We start from the raw sequence: 16,310 nt of genomic DNA, 5'->3' as shown, positions 1-16,310 counted from the left end.
TTAATCCCGCCTCTCAGATAATTCTAATAACTGTTGATAGCTTTCTGCTGTATCAATATCTAGTAAAAGGTCGGGCCGAGACAATGAGATACCTTTACATGATTCTGGATGATTGTTGCGAACAGTGCGACCCCCGCCTTCTCCTGTTACCGTTTCAAGTTCAGCTCTAAAATGATTTCCGAAATACACTGGACTGCTGGGCGCTCCATTCGCATGTAATGGATAAACAATGTTATCACTTGTAGCAGTAACTAAAATTTCCTGTAATATTTCGGGTGTCAGTAACGGTTGGTCTATTGGCAAGTAAAGAAAGCCATCACCTTTTGCAGCTTTAGTTCCTAGTTGAACAGTTGTCGTCTGACCATCACAAGCCTCTTGATTCAACACAAGCTGCCACCCCTCAGGAACTTGAACCCCCGTTAAATTTTCAGGAGAAATCACTAAAATCTTTTCAAAAAAGGGATAAGCTTCAGTCAAGGTAAACATTCTTTCGATAAATGTTTGTCCTTGATACCTCATCTGTAATTTATTCTGTCCCATTCGCTTTGAAAAACCTGCTGCCATTGCTATTAATGAGATTGCTGTCATTAGCCTCACCTCAATTGCTAAAAATTTTTCAGTTTAGTTTCTCGAAGCTATCAGCGTTTCTTTTGATAAGGTGTATCTTCGATTGGTAATTTATTTCTCAACACACCATCACGAGCGTAATAAGCTCCGGCAATCGCTGGCGCAGTTGGAATGGTCGCCAATTCACCAACGCCTTTAACTCCATAGGCTAAGCCTTCATGAATATTTTCGGCTTTGACAAAGACAATATCAATTGGTGGTACTTGGGCCGCATTTAATAGACCTAGATTGGCATAACGAGCCTTCACATAACCATCTTCTAATAAGAATTTTTCGGTTAGAGCGTAGCCCATCCCCATCACGATGCCGCCTTCAATTTGTCCTTCACAGGCCTTAGGATTAATTACTTGTCCCACATCGTAAGCCGCAACAAAGCGTTCGACTTTGCCTCTTTCATCTAAAATTGCCAACTCAGCCGCATAACCGTAACCCGCGTGACTGACGGGATTTTTTTTGTCATTAATTAATGGATCCGTCACCGCAGAATATTCGCCGTAGAATTCTTTGCCTTCTAAATCTGCCATGCTGCGTCCCATATCTAATTCATAACGAAGCTGCATGGCAGCCCTTCTAGTTGCTTCGCCAGTAAATAAAGATTGTCGTGATGCGGTTGTTGTTCCTGAGTTCGGCGTTCGCTTAGTGTCAGGACTTTCAGCGATAATCATTTCAGCAGGTAAATTCAGCGCTTCACAAGCGATTTGAGTTGTGACCGTCGCCATGCCTTGACCGATACAAGCTGCACTTGTCCGGACATGGACCTTGCCTTCTTCAACGGAAACAATACAGCGGCCAACATCTGGTAAGCCAACCCCAATTCCGCTATTTTTAAAGAAACAAGAAATACCAACCGTTGGTGCAGCATCGTAGGCCTCTTTGACCGCCATCAAGGACTCCTTCAGCGCCGCATTATTGGACACCAATTGTCCATTTGGTAAAGAGTCTCCCGGTGACACAGCATTCAAATAACGAATTTCCCATGGCGTAATCCCGACTTTACTCGCTAGTAAATTTAAATTATTTTCAGTAGCAAAAGCAGTTTGACAAACACCAAAACCACGAAAAGCTCCAGCCGGTGGATTATTGGTGTAAACGGCTGAGCCTTCAACATCAATCGCCTCGTAAATATATGGTCCTGCCGCATGGGTACAGGCTCTTTGCAACACAGGCCCGCCCAAAGATGCATAAGCACCGGTGTCTGAGTAAATGACTGCCTTCATTGCGGTTAAGCGACCTGTTTCATCACATCCGGTGGTGAAATCCATTTCCATTCCATGTCTTTTCGGGTGAACCATCAGACTTTCTTCCCGGCTCAATAGAACTTTGACAGGCTTTTGTAAACACCAAGCCGCCAATGAAGCATGATGTTGAACACTCATGTCTTCTTTGCCGCCAAAACCACCGCCCACTAATTTTGCTTGAACGTGGACTTTTTCTCGATCTAAGCCCAGCATGCGAGCCACTTCCCGCTGTTCATCATAAATACTTTGACCAGCGCTATAAAGTAAAATGCCATCATCCTCTGGCATTGCAATCGCACATTCTGGCTCCATAAAAGCGTGTTCATTGATCGGTACTGAATAATGCTCAGATACAACGTGCGCCGATTTCTGCAAAACTTCCTCTGCATTACCCCTGATTAAATGCTCATGGGAAAGTAAATTCCCTTTTTCATGAATCTTCGGCGCCCCTTCCGCTAGGGCGGCCTCTACGGTGGTCAATGCAGGCAGCTCTTCGTAGTCAATCTCAACTAATTCTTTGATGGCTGCTAGACTTTCTTTTTTCTCAGATACCACTAACGCAATCGCATCACCAACATAGCGGGTAATATCTCCAACAGGAATCATCACATCCCAGTCGGAAATAAATTCCAGATGGCCAATTTTATTATTGCCTGGGACATCCGCTGCCGTTAAAACTGCAACACAGTCTGGATGAGCCAAGGCTTGTTTTGAATCAATCGCCAAAACTTTAGCTCGTGGATAAGCTGCACGAATGGCAGAGGCATGGAGCATGCCCGGCACTTCAATGTCATCCACATAAATTCCCGTACCTAAAGTTTTTTCAACGGCATCGACCCGTTGGAAATCTTCCCCTAATTTGCCGCTGGAATGGACTTCCGGAATCGGTAATTCTTCCCGAAACATTTTAGCGGCCAGCTTAATCGCTTCAATAATTTTGACATAACCGGTACAGCGACAAATATTCCCTCTGACCCCTTTACGAATTTCTTCATCTGTCGGATCAGGCTTTTTATTCAGCAAGCCTTGTGCTGAAATTAAAAATCCTGGAATACAATAACCACATTGAACGGCACCCGTCTGAGCAAATGCGTAAGCGTATACATTTTTTTGCCGTTCAGATAGACCTTCAACCGTCAGAATTTCCTTCCCTGCAACTTTTTCCAAGCTGAATAAACAAGCCTTTGAAGTTTTCCCGTTAATCAGAACGGTACACGCACCGCAGGCCCCTTGATTACAACCATCTTTAGTAGCGGTTAATCGTAAATCATCCCTTAGAAAATCCATCAGCTTTTTATTTTCTGAACAGCTTACCGGTTGATCATTTACTGTAAAAGAGTACATCTTTGCACCTCAATTCAACTATTATTTTATGCTTTGATTATATCACAATACAATAAACTAAAAAATATTTTTAAGCAAAAAAACTTTTTTTGTTTTGAAATTTGAATAACCGATATAAAAGCAAAAATAGCCACAAAAATACCCAACCGATTATCAGTTTGTCTTTTCCAAAGTAGACAATAATTCACAAAAATTTCTTTCGACTATTGCTTTATTCGCTTTCGCATTCGATTTGAATTTGAAATTTTAGAGAATAGCAATCATAGGAAAGTACTGAAAGTCAATTCTATTGGTTTAATTCTTTCAGAAGTGAGAAACATTTAGCGAAAGTAATCATTTTTGTTTGATTGTCTTGTGGTGAAAAATTTTAACTTCTAATCGTTTGGGTAACAAAATTATTTTGAAAAAAATTTTTATTCTGCGTTTGTCAACAGTGCATCCATTTGTTCATCAGTAATACTTGTGTGATTGAACAAATCATAAAAGGTGCGAATTTCCTCTTTGATATCAAAATCATATTGCTCAGGATAAATTAAGTTCCCCAGCCACTGCAGACCAATTATTTGGTTAACAGATGGTGGTGTATTAAGAAAATTGTAGGGCTGATCGGGAATCCGATAAACATTGCCTGCTTGGACAGCCTCAAGCTGCTGCCAAGATTCATCCGTTGTAATCAAATCATAAACGGCTTGCGAACCGGCGATAATATAATCAGGTTGCCATTGCAGTAATTGTTCTAGAGAAACGACTGAACCGCCTCCTTGAGAAGCTGCTTCGACCCCTTCAGCAGCGTTGATGGCCCCCACCTTATCGATGACTTGTGTGTGAACAGAACCAGTTGCGTTGGTATTTAGACCAGCATCGCCAGTTGCATAATAAACTGATTTTTTCTCACTATCAGAAAGCGCAGCGGAAATTGTTTCGGCATTGGTTAAAACCTCTTCACAGTAATTGCTTAATTCCTGCATGTCGCTTTGATTGCCAAATAGCTCGCCTAACATTTCATAGGTAGCAGGCATATTATCCAAAGTTGCTTCAACAAAAATTGTTGGAATTTGCAATTGTTCCTGCAAATTATCCATATCCTCCGTCACTGAATCTTTTTTCTCACCAATGTCAACAATCACATCTGGGTTGGCCGCACTTAAAGCTTCCATGTTCAAGCTAGCATTTTTTCCATAAAATTGACCGAAGACGGGTAAGTCGTAATATTTTTGATCAATATATTCCTTGGCTGTATCTGAAAAGGGACTAGCAATGCCGGCCAATAAATCCGGCGCACTGGTATAAAGGACGATTTGTGCTAACGGTCCTGATGGTGCGACCGAGGTAATCGTTGCTGGAATTTCCACTGAGCGGCCAGCTGAATCAACAAAGGTTCTAGTCGTTTCCTCACTCGTTGAACTTTGAGCCGTCGTTTGGCTGCTGGAATCGCTACTAGATTGCTCTGTTGCCGTATTTTGATTGCAAGCACCTGTTACTAAAACAGTTAAAATTAATCCTGCTGTTAAACCCCATTTTTTACTGACATTTTTCATCATTTACACTCCATCCTTAACTGCCAACACAGGTCTTCCTAACTTACTTAAAGGCAGTCTCTTCTCTTCTTTTTTCTTTAATAATTCGTTTAAAGATAGTTGGTAATAAGTGCCGCCAATTTGATCAATCCCAGCCGAAAATAAAATCGGCGTCAACGGACAGCTGGCCCCAACTAAAATAACCTGGGCATTCTGAGCCAGTTCTAATAATCGGGGTAACGTTTTATTGACTAATGTGGAGGCGGTAATAAATACAGTCTTCATTTCTGGTAGTAAATCTTCTGCCTGCTCGGCTGGTAAATCACCTTCACGAGGGGCTAGTTCAAAAATTGTTGTAAATTTTCTTATTTCGGGAAAGCGATCGACATAGGGAAAATGCCCAATCATGCCAACCTTTTCCTGATTTAAATCGTGAATTTGTTTCAAGGCATCTTGTTCTAACAAAACATAATTTGAAAAATTATTCTGCAACATTTTTTCTTGATTATAAAAACTATTGATAGCCGCCAAACCCAAGCTTGCCATGGACAAGTCCTCTGATTTAATCAAGCCTGCTAATTCCCGCAGGCTTGTTCCGCGAAATTTTTCCGGCTCCTTAATCTCTGCTTGAAAAGACATTGCCGAACCAACAGCAAATTCACTAGCAACTAAAGTCCAGCGTTGAGTCTGTTGCAGATCAACAACAGTAGCATCCGCCGGGATTCCAGCAATCAATTGATCATAAATTGGCCACATAACGACTCCTTTTGGGAACACAAATTTGTTCGTGGGTTGCTTCAAGACAATAGAGTTCGACAGGAACTTGGTAGATTTTTTCTAAGGCCGTCGCTGTTAAAATTCTCTCAGGGGTCCCTTTTAAAAGCTCCTCATTTTTTTGCATCACTAAAACTTGATCGGCATATTGTAGAGCATGATTTGGATCATGGGTCGATTGAATAATCAGATAGCCTTGGGCCACTAACTCGCTAATCATCTCCAGCACCATCACCTGATTTCCATAATCCAAGTTAGCACAGGGTTCATCCATTAAAATAATCTTACTCTGCTGGGCCACAGCACGAGCAATAATTGTCAACTGCTGTTCGCCGCCACTGATTTCAGAAAAGAAACTGTTTCTTAAATGCTGAATTTTTAACATGGAAAGAGCCTGCTCCGCTAATTGATACTGGCTTTTTCCCGGTTGCTGAAAACCTTTTAAGCCGGCCGTTGTTCCCATCAAGACCATCTCAAAGACAGTAAAAGAAAAAACTGCCTGTTGTTTTTGCGGGATATAGGCGATTTTTTTGGCTCGTTCTTGAACAGGAGCCCTGTTCATCAGCTGATCGTCAATCAGAATATTGCCCTTTTGCGGTGTTAAAAAACCCAGCAAACACTTGAACAAGGTACTCTTACCAATCCCATTTTTACCTAACAGACAAACAGACTGATTCTCGGTAAATTGGAAACTGATGTTTTCTAAAATTTTGTGCTGCTGGTAACTAAAGGATAAGTTTTCAACCTCTAATAACATTCTCAGACCTCCCTGCGACTATTTCTGGCAATTAAACTAAGAAAAATCGGTGCTCCAATGAAGGAAGTTAAAATCCCAATTGGAATCTCACTAGTGGTTAATGTTCGTGCTAAGTCATCGACGATTAATAAAAAGATCCCACCTACTAAAGCTGTCGCTGGTAAGCTGTGACGATTGTCATTGCCGATAAGTAAACGGGCAAAATGAGGCACAACTAAGCCGACCCACCCAATTAAGCCACTGACAGAAACGGCGGCGGCTGTAATTAAGGTGGCTGAAAAAATCAAAATTAACCGTAATAACTTGGTGTTGACGCCTAAGCTCAAGGCTTCCTCTTCCCCCAAGGTCATTACGTTTAAACGCCAACGTAGAAGAAAAATCGGCAACATACCAACAAGAATCAACGGGACTGCCGAATAAACATTGGTCATTTTAATAGAGGAAAGACTACCCATTAACCAATAAGTAATTGCCGGCAATGTGTTTAAAGGATCGCCGACTAATTTCAAATAGGAAATTGCTGAAGAAAATAATGTCCCCACCAGCATTCCAATCAAAATTAAGTTGAGGGTTGTTTGATTTTTAAGCACTCGATCTAAAGCTAAAACGAGCACTACAGCAATTATGCCAAAAATAAAAGACAAGCCGATAACCTGCGAATAACTCAATGAGAAAAATAAAGCAATCGCTGCCCCAAAGGCTGCTCCTTGTGAGGCCCCTAAAATATCTTGAGAAATCATCGGATTTTGAAAAAGTGCTTGATAAGTCGCCCCCGCAACCGAAATCCCGGCACCAATCACTACCGCCATAATGATTCGAGGGAAACGGATATTAAATAAAATAGTATTGATTTGCGGATCCCAAGTTTGCGGTATATCAATAAACTGTGCTGCTACGGCTTTAAAAAAATCCGGAAACGAAATTGGATACTTTCCTAAAAAGAAGGACAAAATAAAAGTAAATAGGAAAAGTCCGCTTAATAGAAGTAGCACGGTTTTCTTTCTTTTCTCAAGAGCTGACTGCATCAAAATTCCCCTTCCTTCGATTAAACTTGACTGCGGACCTCAATCAACTGACCGGCGATGCTGATAGCTAACTCTTCTGGAGTCTGAGCTCCGATAGCTAAGCCAATTGGCATCGTTAATCGTTGAATACTACTTTTAGCAAAACCTTTTTCCTGCAATTTTTTGATATGAGCCGCTACTTTATGGCGGCTGCCCATCACCCCAATATAGCGAGCCTCAGTCTGCAGCAATTGTTCTTCAATTTCTAAATCAAATAAATGTCCCCGTGTCATCACCACTGCATAATCTTGTTTACCTATTTTCACCTGTTGCTGAAAGTCAGTTAAATCTACTAAAATCCGTTCTTCAGCTAACGGAAATAAAGTTTCCGTTAAAAAATCAGGTCGATCATCTAGGACTACCGTTGAAAAATTTAGAAAGTGAAGCACCGGTACGAGCGCTTGGGCGACGTGTCCCCCACCAAAGACAAAAACTTGTCCGGTCATTTGAAAAGTTTCTGCGTAAAAATTGCCTGATGCAGCTTCAACAATTCCGCTTTCGATTTTTTCAACTGGTTCAGTCAATGAGAGGGCTGGGCCAGACCACTTTCCATCAAGATAAAGACGCAAATCTCCAGCCGTTAATGAAGAAAATAATTGGAAAGTTAGATTATCTGCTAGCGCTTGGTTGATGGCCGCAACAGTCGAAACTAGCTCTGCATTTTCTTTTGAGAAGTATTGGCAAAGAACTGTCACTTGACCACCACAAATCATACCGATATCAGCCACCTGATTAGGACTGAGGAGGAACCCATGGGTCACAGTTTTCTTCTGAGCAAGACAGGTTTCCGCCAATTTTTGCGATTGATACTCGACTGCGCCGCCGCCGATAGTTCCGGCGATTAAACCTTCCTTATTGATTAACATCCGAGAACCGGATTTTCTGGGGGCTGATCCGCCGCTGGCAATAATTGTCACCATGACCACATCTTGACCTGCCTGCAGCTGTTCAAATAGTTTAAGAAAGATTTCCTTCAATTGTCTCCACCTCCTCAATAAAGATATCTTTAAATAATTCGTCTGCCTTTGTATAAACCGCTTTTTCAAAGGCTAAATATTGTTCAGTAATCTTTTTGCCGGCTGGCGTTAAGGTTGAACCACCGCCGCTATTGCCGCCGACACTGCGATTAATCAAAGGATAGCCTAATTCTGCCTCTGCAAATTGAATAATCCGCCAGGCCTTACTATAGGACATTTGCATTTTTTTGGCAGCAACATTTAATGACTGACTTTCAGCAATTTCCTGCAATAGCTGAACAACACCCGGACCGAAAAAATTTTTTTCTTTCCGTAATTTGAGGCTTAAGGTATAGTCAAAATCCAGTATCATTTCTCAACCTCCTCATCTACATTCATTGCGTTATTCTCAGAAAAGATAGCGCGTAGTAAAAAAAATATTATAGAAAATTAGTAACTTAGAAATTCAAGAAGTTGAGCTTTTACACTTGCTGCAGTTTCTTGATCATAATAATAAATTTCCCCTTGATTCAAAATAGCCGCTTTTAACTCCGCTCTTTTTTTGTCTAAGACTAACGGCGCTGCCATTCTCTGGCATTGTTCTTGATAATTTTTTTCGCTCTTAAAAACACCTAGTATTTTATGAGACCCATAGAAAAGATTTACTAATTGTGTGCTAAAATTGGGCGCCAATAATTCAATACCACCAATTTCATCTAGCAAGATTAATTTATTGGAAGCAGCTGCTTGTTCCAATAAACGGCTACCGAAGTCTTCAAAAACCTCGGTTCTCCATATAGGCTTCGGTTCTTTGATAATAAAGCGATGCTCTGGAATGGGTGGAATCGATTTTGCTAAATCAGCCGCATCCTTTAATTCAAAAGCCATCACCTGCCCCTGTTCATCCAGCCAACGTTCGACATAAAAACCGGCGAGATCTTCAAAAGTGGTTAATTGATTGAATAGCAAGCTAGATTTACCAGAAAACCGTGGGCCTTCAAGAAAAAAATTAGTCATCCTGTCCTCGTTTCTGAAAAAATATATAAAGTAGCAGGGCTGTGACAAAAGTTGAAACCAAGTTTACCTGTTTTAGCAATTTCATAATACCTAGTGATGGAAAATTACTGGTACAAAGGTCTTCTGAAACAAGCTTAGGAAAATGAAATTTCAGTAATCCATCAAAGCTGTTCTCGTACTTCTTTTTTTAAACTTAATTTCTGCTTGATTAACTTTTGTCACAGACCAGCTAAAGGCTTCATTTTAACTGTGAAGCTGGTTCTTTATCTTTTAAAACTTGATTTAAAATAATCGCCATAATGGTGGTTAAGATAACTTCTGAATTGCCAAAAATAGTCGTCACCCAATCGGGAAACCCAGCTAAACAGCCAGCAGATAACGCTGTGCCGACTCCAAAGGCTAAGGAAATACCAACGATTCCGTTATTTCTGACGGTCAATTCTTGAGAAGTAATCATTCTGACACCCGTCATAGAAATTGTCGCAAAAACTGAAATCGTCGCACCACCGATTACCGCATAAGGAATTGTGGTTAAAATCGAGGCAATTTTTGGAAACAGACCTGCTAGTAATAAAATAGCCGAGGCAAAAACCATCACATATTTATTAATCACCTTCGTCACCGTTACTAAGCCGACATTTTGACCAAATGTTGCAACGGGCACTGAGCCAAAGAAGCTGCCGAGGAAATTGGTAAAGCCGCTCCCCATGATCCCACCGGACAATTCTTTATCCGTCGGTTCACGGTCCATTGCTCCGACAGTAGTGGCGGTAAATTGACCAATCGCCTGCACTGCATCAACAATAAACATCACAATAATAGTCAAAATCGGAACAATTTTAAACTCCAAACCAAAATGGCCCGGTAAAATCATTTGGAAAATAGCCGCTTCGCTAACTGGCGTGAAATTGACCATGCCCAAAGCCAAAGACAAAAGATAGCCGACAATCATGCCATTTAAAATGGCAGAAAGTTTTAAGAAACCCTTCCCAAAATAATTAAAATAAAATACAACAATAAATGTAACCAGAGCCACCAACCAATTTTGCATGGAACCAAAATCGGCATTTCCGACACCACCAGCCATATACCTAATTGCTACTGGAAATAAAGAAAAACCAATACTCAAAATAACAGTTCCAGTCACAATTGGCGGAAAGAGACCGCGAATTTTTTTAATGGAGAGCCCAACTAAAATTACAATTAAGCTGCCGACCAGCTGCGAGCCAAAAATCGCAGCGATACCAAAATCACCGCCAATAGCCAAGAGAATCGGCACATAAGCAAAGCTGGCTCCCATCATTACTGGCAAACGGGAACCAACCCGGCCGCCAATTGGAAATAACTGTATTACGGTTGCTATCGCCGAAAAAATTAATGAAGTTTGAATCATAATTGTTGTATCGGCAGCGTTCAGCCCGCAAACCTTAGCAATCATAATCCCAGGTGTGACAATCCCCACAACAGCCGCCACAACGTGTTGGAGCCCCATCGGAATCGCTTCGGCAATCGGCAGTTTTGCATCGTACTGAAATAAAGCTTTTTTATCCTTCAACGCAATCCATCCTTTTCATCATTTAGGAAAAAGGCCGTGCGCATTGCTGAGACAAATTGTTAAAGCTTATTTAACGTGTAGAAGTTCACAAGAATTTTAAAAAAATAGCTTTAACTCTGAGCTGACCCTAGAAAAACAGTCTTTTTCCATCATTATTATTTATTGGCCACTGCAATTGCTTCAATTTCAAATAATCCACCTTTTGGTAAAGCTGCCACCTCCACACAGGAGCGGGCAGGCAGATTAGTTGTAAAAAATTGTTGATAAATCCGATTAATTTTATCGAAGTCACTGATATTTTTCAGAAAAATTGTCGTCTTAACCACATCTTCACTAGTTAGACCAGCCTCTTTTAAAATCGCTGTTAAATTAATTAATGCCTGTTCTGCTTGGGCTTCAACTCCTTCTTTCATTGTACCATTAGCTGGATCTAAGCCCAATTGTCCTGAGATATATTGTGTAGAGTTGGCTAAGATAGAATGAGAGTATGGGCCAACTGCGGCTGGTGCCGCGGCTGAATTAATCATTTTATTGGTCATCTGTTCTTCCTTTCTGTCTAGTTCACGATAGTCGTTCCGGTGTCTCCTTTAATCCCTGCTTTGGCTTTTTCCAAGAGGGTAATTAAAGTTTTTCGGCCGGGCTTCGATTCAGCAAAACGAATCGCTGCTTCAACTTTTGGCAGCATCGAACCAGGAGCAAATTGGCCTTCTTTAGCAAACTGTTTCATTTCGTTAACTGAGACTTGGGACAATTCTGCTTGGTCTTCTTTGCCAAAATTGATACATACTTTTTCAACGGCGGTAAGAATAATCAACACATCGGCATCCAGTTTTTCCGCCAATAATTCGCTGCAAAAATCTTTGTCAATCACTGCTCCAACACCTTTTAAATGCTGCCCTTCTTGAATAACAGGAATGCCCCCGCCACCACAAGCAATCACAGTCTGCCCATTTTCTAATAAAGTTTGAATCGTACTGAGCTCAATAATTTCTTGGGGTTGAGGGGAAGCAACCACCTGCCGATAACCACGACCAGCATCTTCAATCACCTTAATACCTTTTTCGGCAACCAGCTGATCAGCTTCTGCTTTAGCCATAAAACGACCAATTGGTTTAGTCGGTTGCTCAAAAGCAGGATCATTCGCATCCACCACAATTTGTGTGATGACAGTTCCGACTGGGTGATTGATTTTTCTATTTAATAGTTCTTCCCGTAAAGCATTTTGCAAATCATAGCCAATATAACTTTGGCTCATTGCTACACAGACGGAAAGGGGAATTCTTGGATATTTTTCAGGATTGCTTAGCGTCAGCTCCTCCATTGCCAATTGAATCATCCCCACCTGAGGACCGTTTCCGTGGGATAAAACAACTTGATAACCTGCTTCAATCAAATCGACAATCGCTTTTGAAGTTTCCTTCACAGCCGACATTTGTTCTCTTAAATTATTGCCTAATGCGTTACCGCCCAAAGCAACGACAATTCTTTTTGTCATTCAGCCACCTTCTTTACTTGTTCGTTTATTTTCATATAGAGTAAGATGTTTTTCTCAGTATCTCTCAGAAAGTTGACATCTCAGAATAGTACGGTTTGGTTCTACATATTTTTAAGGGTATTCACTAAGAATGTTGTAAAGTTGTTGTTTGTGTTCTGTCTGAGAAAAACATCTGACTAGCATTAAGAGAAAATTTGGTGCTACTTAGCTTATTGAACAGCTCGAGGTGTTTTCTTATCCGCTAAGGCTTGTAATGTTTCGGTTGGTTTTTCAATTTTACTTAAGAAAATCATCGCCGCAATAATGTAAGGTTTATAGCTGGCTTCTTTGTATAATTCCACCCGATAGCGGTCAAAAACAGATGCTGCGACTTCTCCTTCTTCACAGCTGACACCAGTGATATCCGCTGGTAAGCAATGCATATACAAGGCTTTACCATCTTTCGTTAGCTGCATCATTTCTTCGGTACATTCCCAATCTTTATGATTGGCATTTTGCTGCAATAATTCTTTTTCTAAACGATCGATACCATCGAAATCACCATTGCCATATAAATCAGTGCGTTTTTCCATCATAGCAAAAGGTGCCCAACTTTTTGGATAGACAATGTCGGCATCTTTAAAGGCTTCCGCCATATCATTCGTTTTAGTAAAGGAGCCACCGGACTCAGCAGCATTTTTTGCTGCGACTGCTTCTACTTCTGGCATCACTTCATAGCCTTCTGGATGAGCTAAAACTACCTCCATCCCTAAACGAGTCATTAAGCCGATGATTCCCTGAGGTACAGATAATGGTTTGCCATAAGAAGGTGAATAGGCCCAAGTCATGGCAATTTTTTTGCCCTTCAGATTTTCAACGCCACCAAATTCATGAATCAAATGCAAAGCATCTGCCATTGACTGGGTAGGATGATCGATGTCACACTGTAGGTTAACTAAAGTTGGCCGTTGTTCCAAGACGCCATCTTGATGACCTTCTTGAACTGCTTCTGAAACTTCATGCATGTAAGCATTGCCTTTACCGATATACATGTCGTCACGAATGCCGATAATATCTGCCATAAAAGAAATCATGTTGGCCGTTTCCCGTACCGTTTCTCCGTGGGAAATTTGACTTTTGCCTTCATCCAAATCTTGAACCTCTAGACCTAGTAAGTTACAGGCCGAAGCAAAGCTAAAGCGAGTCCGAGTTGAATTATCTCTAAATAAGGAAATTCCTAAACCACTGTCAAAAATTTTCGTGGAGATATTATTCTCCCGTAAATAGCGTAATGTGTCAGCCACGGTAAAGACCGCCTCTAACTCATCCCGGGATTTTTCCCAAGTTAAGAAAAAGTCGTTTTCGTACATTTCTGAAAATTCCAATTGATTTAGTTTTGCAATATATTCTTTAAAAGTATCCATCTTTAAGCTCCTTAGATATTATTTGATGTTTTGGCAGTAGGTCGTTGGTAATGCTGCATACATTGCGGCACAACGAACCAAATCTTCCTTCCAAGTTTTTTCATTTGGGGCATGGGCTTCCGCTTCGGCACCAGGGCCAAAACCAATACATGGAATACCATTGCGGCCCATGATTGATACACCATTGGTTGAGAAAGTCCATTTATCTAATAGCGGACGAGCTTCTCTCATGGCGACAGTTGATTTAGAACCTCGGCGTTGATCGCCAAACAAGTTGTGATGGACTTCCATCAATGATTCTGTTACGACATGGTCTTCAGGAATAACCCATGTTGGGAAGTAGCATTCGATTGGATAAGATAAACCGGTATAAGATGGCCGATCATATTCATACATGGATACCACTACATCTTCGCCGTATTTTTTAACTGCTGGTAATTGACGAATTTCTTCGAGACAACTTTCCCACGTTTCCCCAGCAGTCATCCGGCGATCCAGAGAAACAGAGCAGCCATCAGCAACAGCACAACGACTAGGTGAAGAATAGAAAATTTGTGAAGCCGTAACTGTCCCTTTACCTAAGAAACGAGCTTCCTGCCATTCAGGATTATATTTTTCATCCAGCATTCTGACTAAGCCACGGATTGAAGTGCTTTCTGTATCGCCATTATTATTTAAAGCCCGGACATCTTGTAAAATGTCCGCCATTTTATAAATGGCGTTGTCTCCCCGTTCAGGAGCAGAACCGTGACACGAAACGCCTTTGACATCAATCCGTATTTCCATCCGACCCCGTTGTCCCCGATAAATTCCGCCATCGGTTGGCTCAGTTGAAACCACAAATTCTGGACGAATCTTATCTTCTTTGATGATGTATTGCCAGCATAGTCCGTCACAGTCTTCCTCTTGAACCGTCACAGTAACTAAAACTGTATATTCATCAGATAAGAGACCTAAGTCTTTCATAATTTTAGCGCCATAAATTGCCGAAACAATTCCGCCCTCTTGATCAGAAGTACCCCGACCGCCAATTTCTTCATCGCTTTCGTAGCCGTCATAAGGATTAAATTTCCAGTTACTCATTTCACCAATGCCCACTGTATCAATGTGACCATCAAAGGCGATGATTTTTTCACCGGTGCCCATATAACCTAAAAGATTACCCATTGGATCAAAGGTCACTTTGTCAAAGCCCAAAGCTTCCATCTCTGCTTTAGCCCGTTCCATTTTATTTTTTTCTTCAGCGCTTTCCCCAGGAATTTTGACTAATTCCCGTAAGAATTTAGTCATGGCTGGTCCGTAAGCTGCTGCCGCTTGGTTAATTTCTTCAAAGTTCATGTTACTCTTGCCCCCATACAATTTTTTTATAATTTTCTGGATCGGTATCGCCCTCAGTTGAAAACATTAAGACAACTGAATCTTGATCCAATTTCAATGCTTGTTTTAAATCCTGATAAGCCGGGTCTTTCATCACACTAGCGACAACCCCCATTGCCACCGCTCCGGATTCTCCGGAAATCACTTGTGGGTCATCTTTAAGAGGTGCGCCTAAAATCCGCATACCTTTTTCAGAAACCCAATCCGGTGCAGAGATAAAGAAGTCAGTGTGATTTTTTAAAATATCAAAGGAAATCGTGTTGGGTTCGCCACAGGCTAAACCAGCCATAATTGTCTGTAAATCCCCTTCAACAAAACGAATACTGCCGTCTTTGACTTTGGCTGATTGATAAAGACAATCGGCTGCCTGAGCCTCAACCACCGTCATAATCGGTGGATTATCTTGATAAAGATTGGCAAAATAACCAATGACTGCTCCAGCTAAACTGCCGACACCCGCCTGTACAAAAATGTGGGTCGGTCGCTGAACGCCCGCAGCCCGTAATTGTTTAGCTGCCTCTAAAGACATCGTGCCATAGCCCTGCATAATCCATGTCGGGATTTTTTCGTAGCCTTCCCAAGCAGTATCTTGAACCATTACGCCATTTTCGGCTTCCTCCGCTAATTGATTGGCCATGCGGACACATTCATCATAATTAACTTCTTCAATCGTGACTTCAGCACCTTCTTTTTGAATATTTTCAAAACGAATCTCTGCTGAACCCTTCGGCATAAGCACCACTGATTTTTGACCTAATTTATTAGCCGCCCATGCTACACCACGACCATGATTACCATCAGTAGCTGTGTAGAAAGTCGCTTGACCAAATTTTTCTTTTAAATCTGGTGAAGTTAATTCCTCATAGCCCAGTTCTGACACATCAACACCTAATTTTTCAGCGATATAATTTGCCATAGCGAATGATCCGCCTAACACTTTAAAGGCATTTAAGCCAAAGCGATAAGATTCATCTTTGACAAAAAAGTCTTTAAATCCTAAGTAATTGGATAGCTGCTGTAACTCAGCTAAAGGTGTCGTCGTATATTGCGGAAAGCTCTGATGAAAAGCCAACGCCTTACCGATATTTTCTTCTGACATTAAAGGTAAAAACTGATCGTCCGTTTTTGGCATCTCATTTTTCAGCCATTTTATTTCTTCCAACTAAAATCCTCCTCGATTGTAAAA

At 41.2% G+C, this 16,310-nt stretch carries 15 protein-coding genes; all 15 read right to left on the bottom strand.

Annotation, left to right across the window (positions count from 1 at the left end):
• Complete coding sequence (locus tag ACYSNU_RS11285) at positions 1-588, bottom strand: NTP transferase domain-containing protein (protein ID WP_461737304.1); 588 nt, start codon at positions 586-588, stop codon at positions 1-3.
• Positions 589-638: 50 nt separating this feature from the next.
• Entirely contained in the window at positions 639-3,209 is a 2,571-nt protein-coding gene (gene xdh, locus ACYSNU_RS11280) for a selenium-dependent xanthine dehydrogenase (protein WP_461737303.1), read from the bottom strand.
• Between the two features lie 413 nt (positions 3,210-3,622).
• Positions 3,623-4,747, bottom strand: a complete 1,125-nt coding sequence (locus ACYSNU_RS11275) for an ABC transporter substrate-binding protein (protein ID WP_461737302.1) — start codon at positions 4,745-4,747, stop codon at positions 3,623-3,625.
• A 3-nt stretch (positions 4,748-4,750) separates the two neighbouring features.
• Positions 4,751-5,482 (bottom strand): Rossmann-like domain-containing protein, encoded by a 732-nt coding sequence (locus tag ACYSNU_RS11270; RefSeq protein ID WP_461737301.1) that lies wholly within the window; start codon positions 5,480-5,482, stop codon positions 4,751-4,753.
• Entirely contained in the window at positions 5,466-6,257 is a 792-nt protein-coding gene (locus tag ACYSNU_RS11265) for an ABC transporter ATP-binding protein (RefSeq protein ID WP_461737300.1), read from the bottom strand. Before ACYSNU_RS11265 ends, ACYSNU_RS11270 begins: the two co-directional genes overlap by 17 nt.
• Before the next feature lie 2 nt (positions 6,258-6,259).
• Positions 6,260-7,282, bottom strand: coding sequence for a FecCD family ABC transporter permease (locus tag ACYSNU_RS11260; RefSeq protein WP_461737299.1), 1,023 nt, complete (start codon positions 7,280-7,282; stop codon positions 6,260-6,262).
• A gap of 20 nt (positions 7,283-7,302) precedes the next feature.
• On the bottom strand, positions 7,303-8,298 hold the full coding sequence (locus tag ACYSNU_RS11255) for an XdhC family protein (protein WP_461737298.1): 996 nt from the start codon (positions 8,296-8,298) through the stop codon (positions 7,303-7,305).
• Positions 8,279-8,650: a winged helix-turn-helix domain-containing protein gene (locus ACYSNU_RS11250; RefSeq protein WP_461737297.1), complete on the bottom strand. Its 372-nt coding sequence runs from the start codon at positions 8,648-8,650 to the stop codon at positions 8,279-8,281. The genes ACYSNU_RS11255 and ACYSNU_RS11250 overlap by 20 nt, the downstream gene beginning before the upstream one ends.
• A 77-nt stretch (positions 8,651-8,727) precedes the next feature.
• On the bottom strand, positions 8,728-9,294 hold the full coding sequence (locus ACYSNU_RS11245) for a nucleoside-triphosphatase (protein WP_461737296.1): 567 nt from the start codon (positions 9,292-9,294) through the stop codon (positions 8,728-8,730).
• Between the two features lie 238 nt (positions 9,295-9,532).
• Positions 9,533-10,849, bottom strand: a complete 1,317-nt coding sequence (locus ACYSNU_RS11240) for a nucleobase:cation symporter-2 family protein (protein ID WP_461737295.1) — start codon at positions 10,847-10,849, stop codon at positions 9,533-9,535.
• Positions 10,850-11,004: 155 nt separating this feature from the next.
• A complete protein-coding gene (locus ACYSNU_RS11235; protein WP_461737294.1) occupies positions 11,005-11,388 on the bottom strand; it encodes a RidA family protein in 384 nt (127 codons plus the stop codon).
• Positions 11,389-11,405: 17 nt separating this feature from the next.
• Positions 11,406-12,344: a carbamate kinase gene (arcC, locus tag ACYSNU_RS11230; RefSeq protein WP_461737293.1), complete on the bottom strand. Its 939-nt coding sequence runs from the start codon at positions 12,342-12,344 to the stop codon at positions 11,406-11,408.
• A gap of 209 nt (positions 12,345-12,553) precedes the next feature.
• Entirely contained in the window at positions 12,554-13,747 is a 1,194-nt protein-coding gene (ygeW, locus tag ACYSNU_RS11225; protein ID WP_461737292.1) for a knotted carbamoyltransferase YgeW, read from the bottom strand.
• 18 nt (positions 13,748-13,765) lie between these two features.
• Positions 13,766-15,085, bottom strand: coding sequence for a YgeY family selenium metabolism-linked hydrolase (locus ACYSNU_RS11220; RefSeq protein ID WP_461737291.1), 1,320 nt, complete (start codon positions 15,083-15,085; stop codon positions 13,766-13,768).
• 1 nt (position 15,086) lies between these two features.
• Positions 15,087-16,286 (bottom strand): diaminopropionate ammonia-lyase, encoded by a 1,200-nt coding sequence (dpaL, locus tag ACYSNU_RS11215; RefSeq protein WP_461737290.1) that lies wholly within the window; start codon positions 16,284-16,286, stop codon positions 15,087-15,089.
• Between the last annotated feature and the right edge of the window lie 24 nt (positions 16,287-16,310).

The sequence above is a fragment of the Enterococcus sp. LJL120 genome, from assembly GCF_054871765.1.
This window is presented reverse-complemented; position numbering and strand designations above follow the sequence as displayed.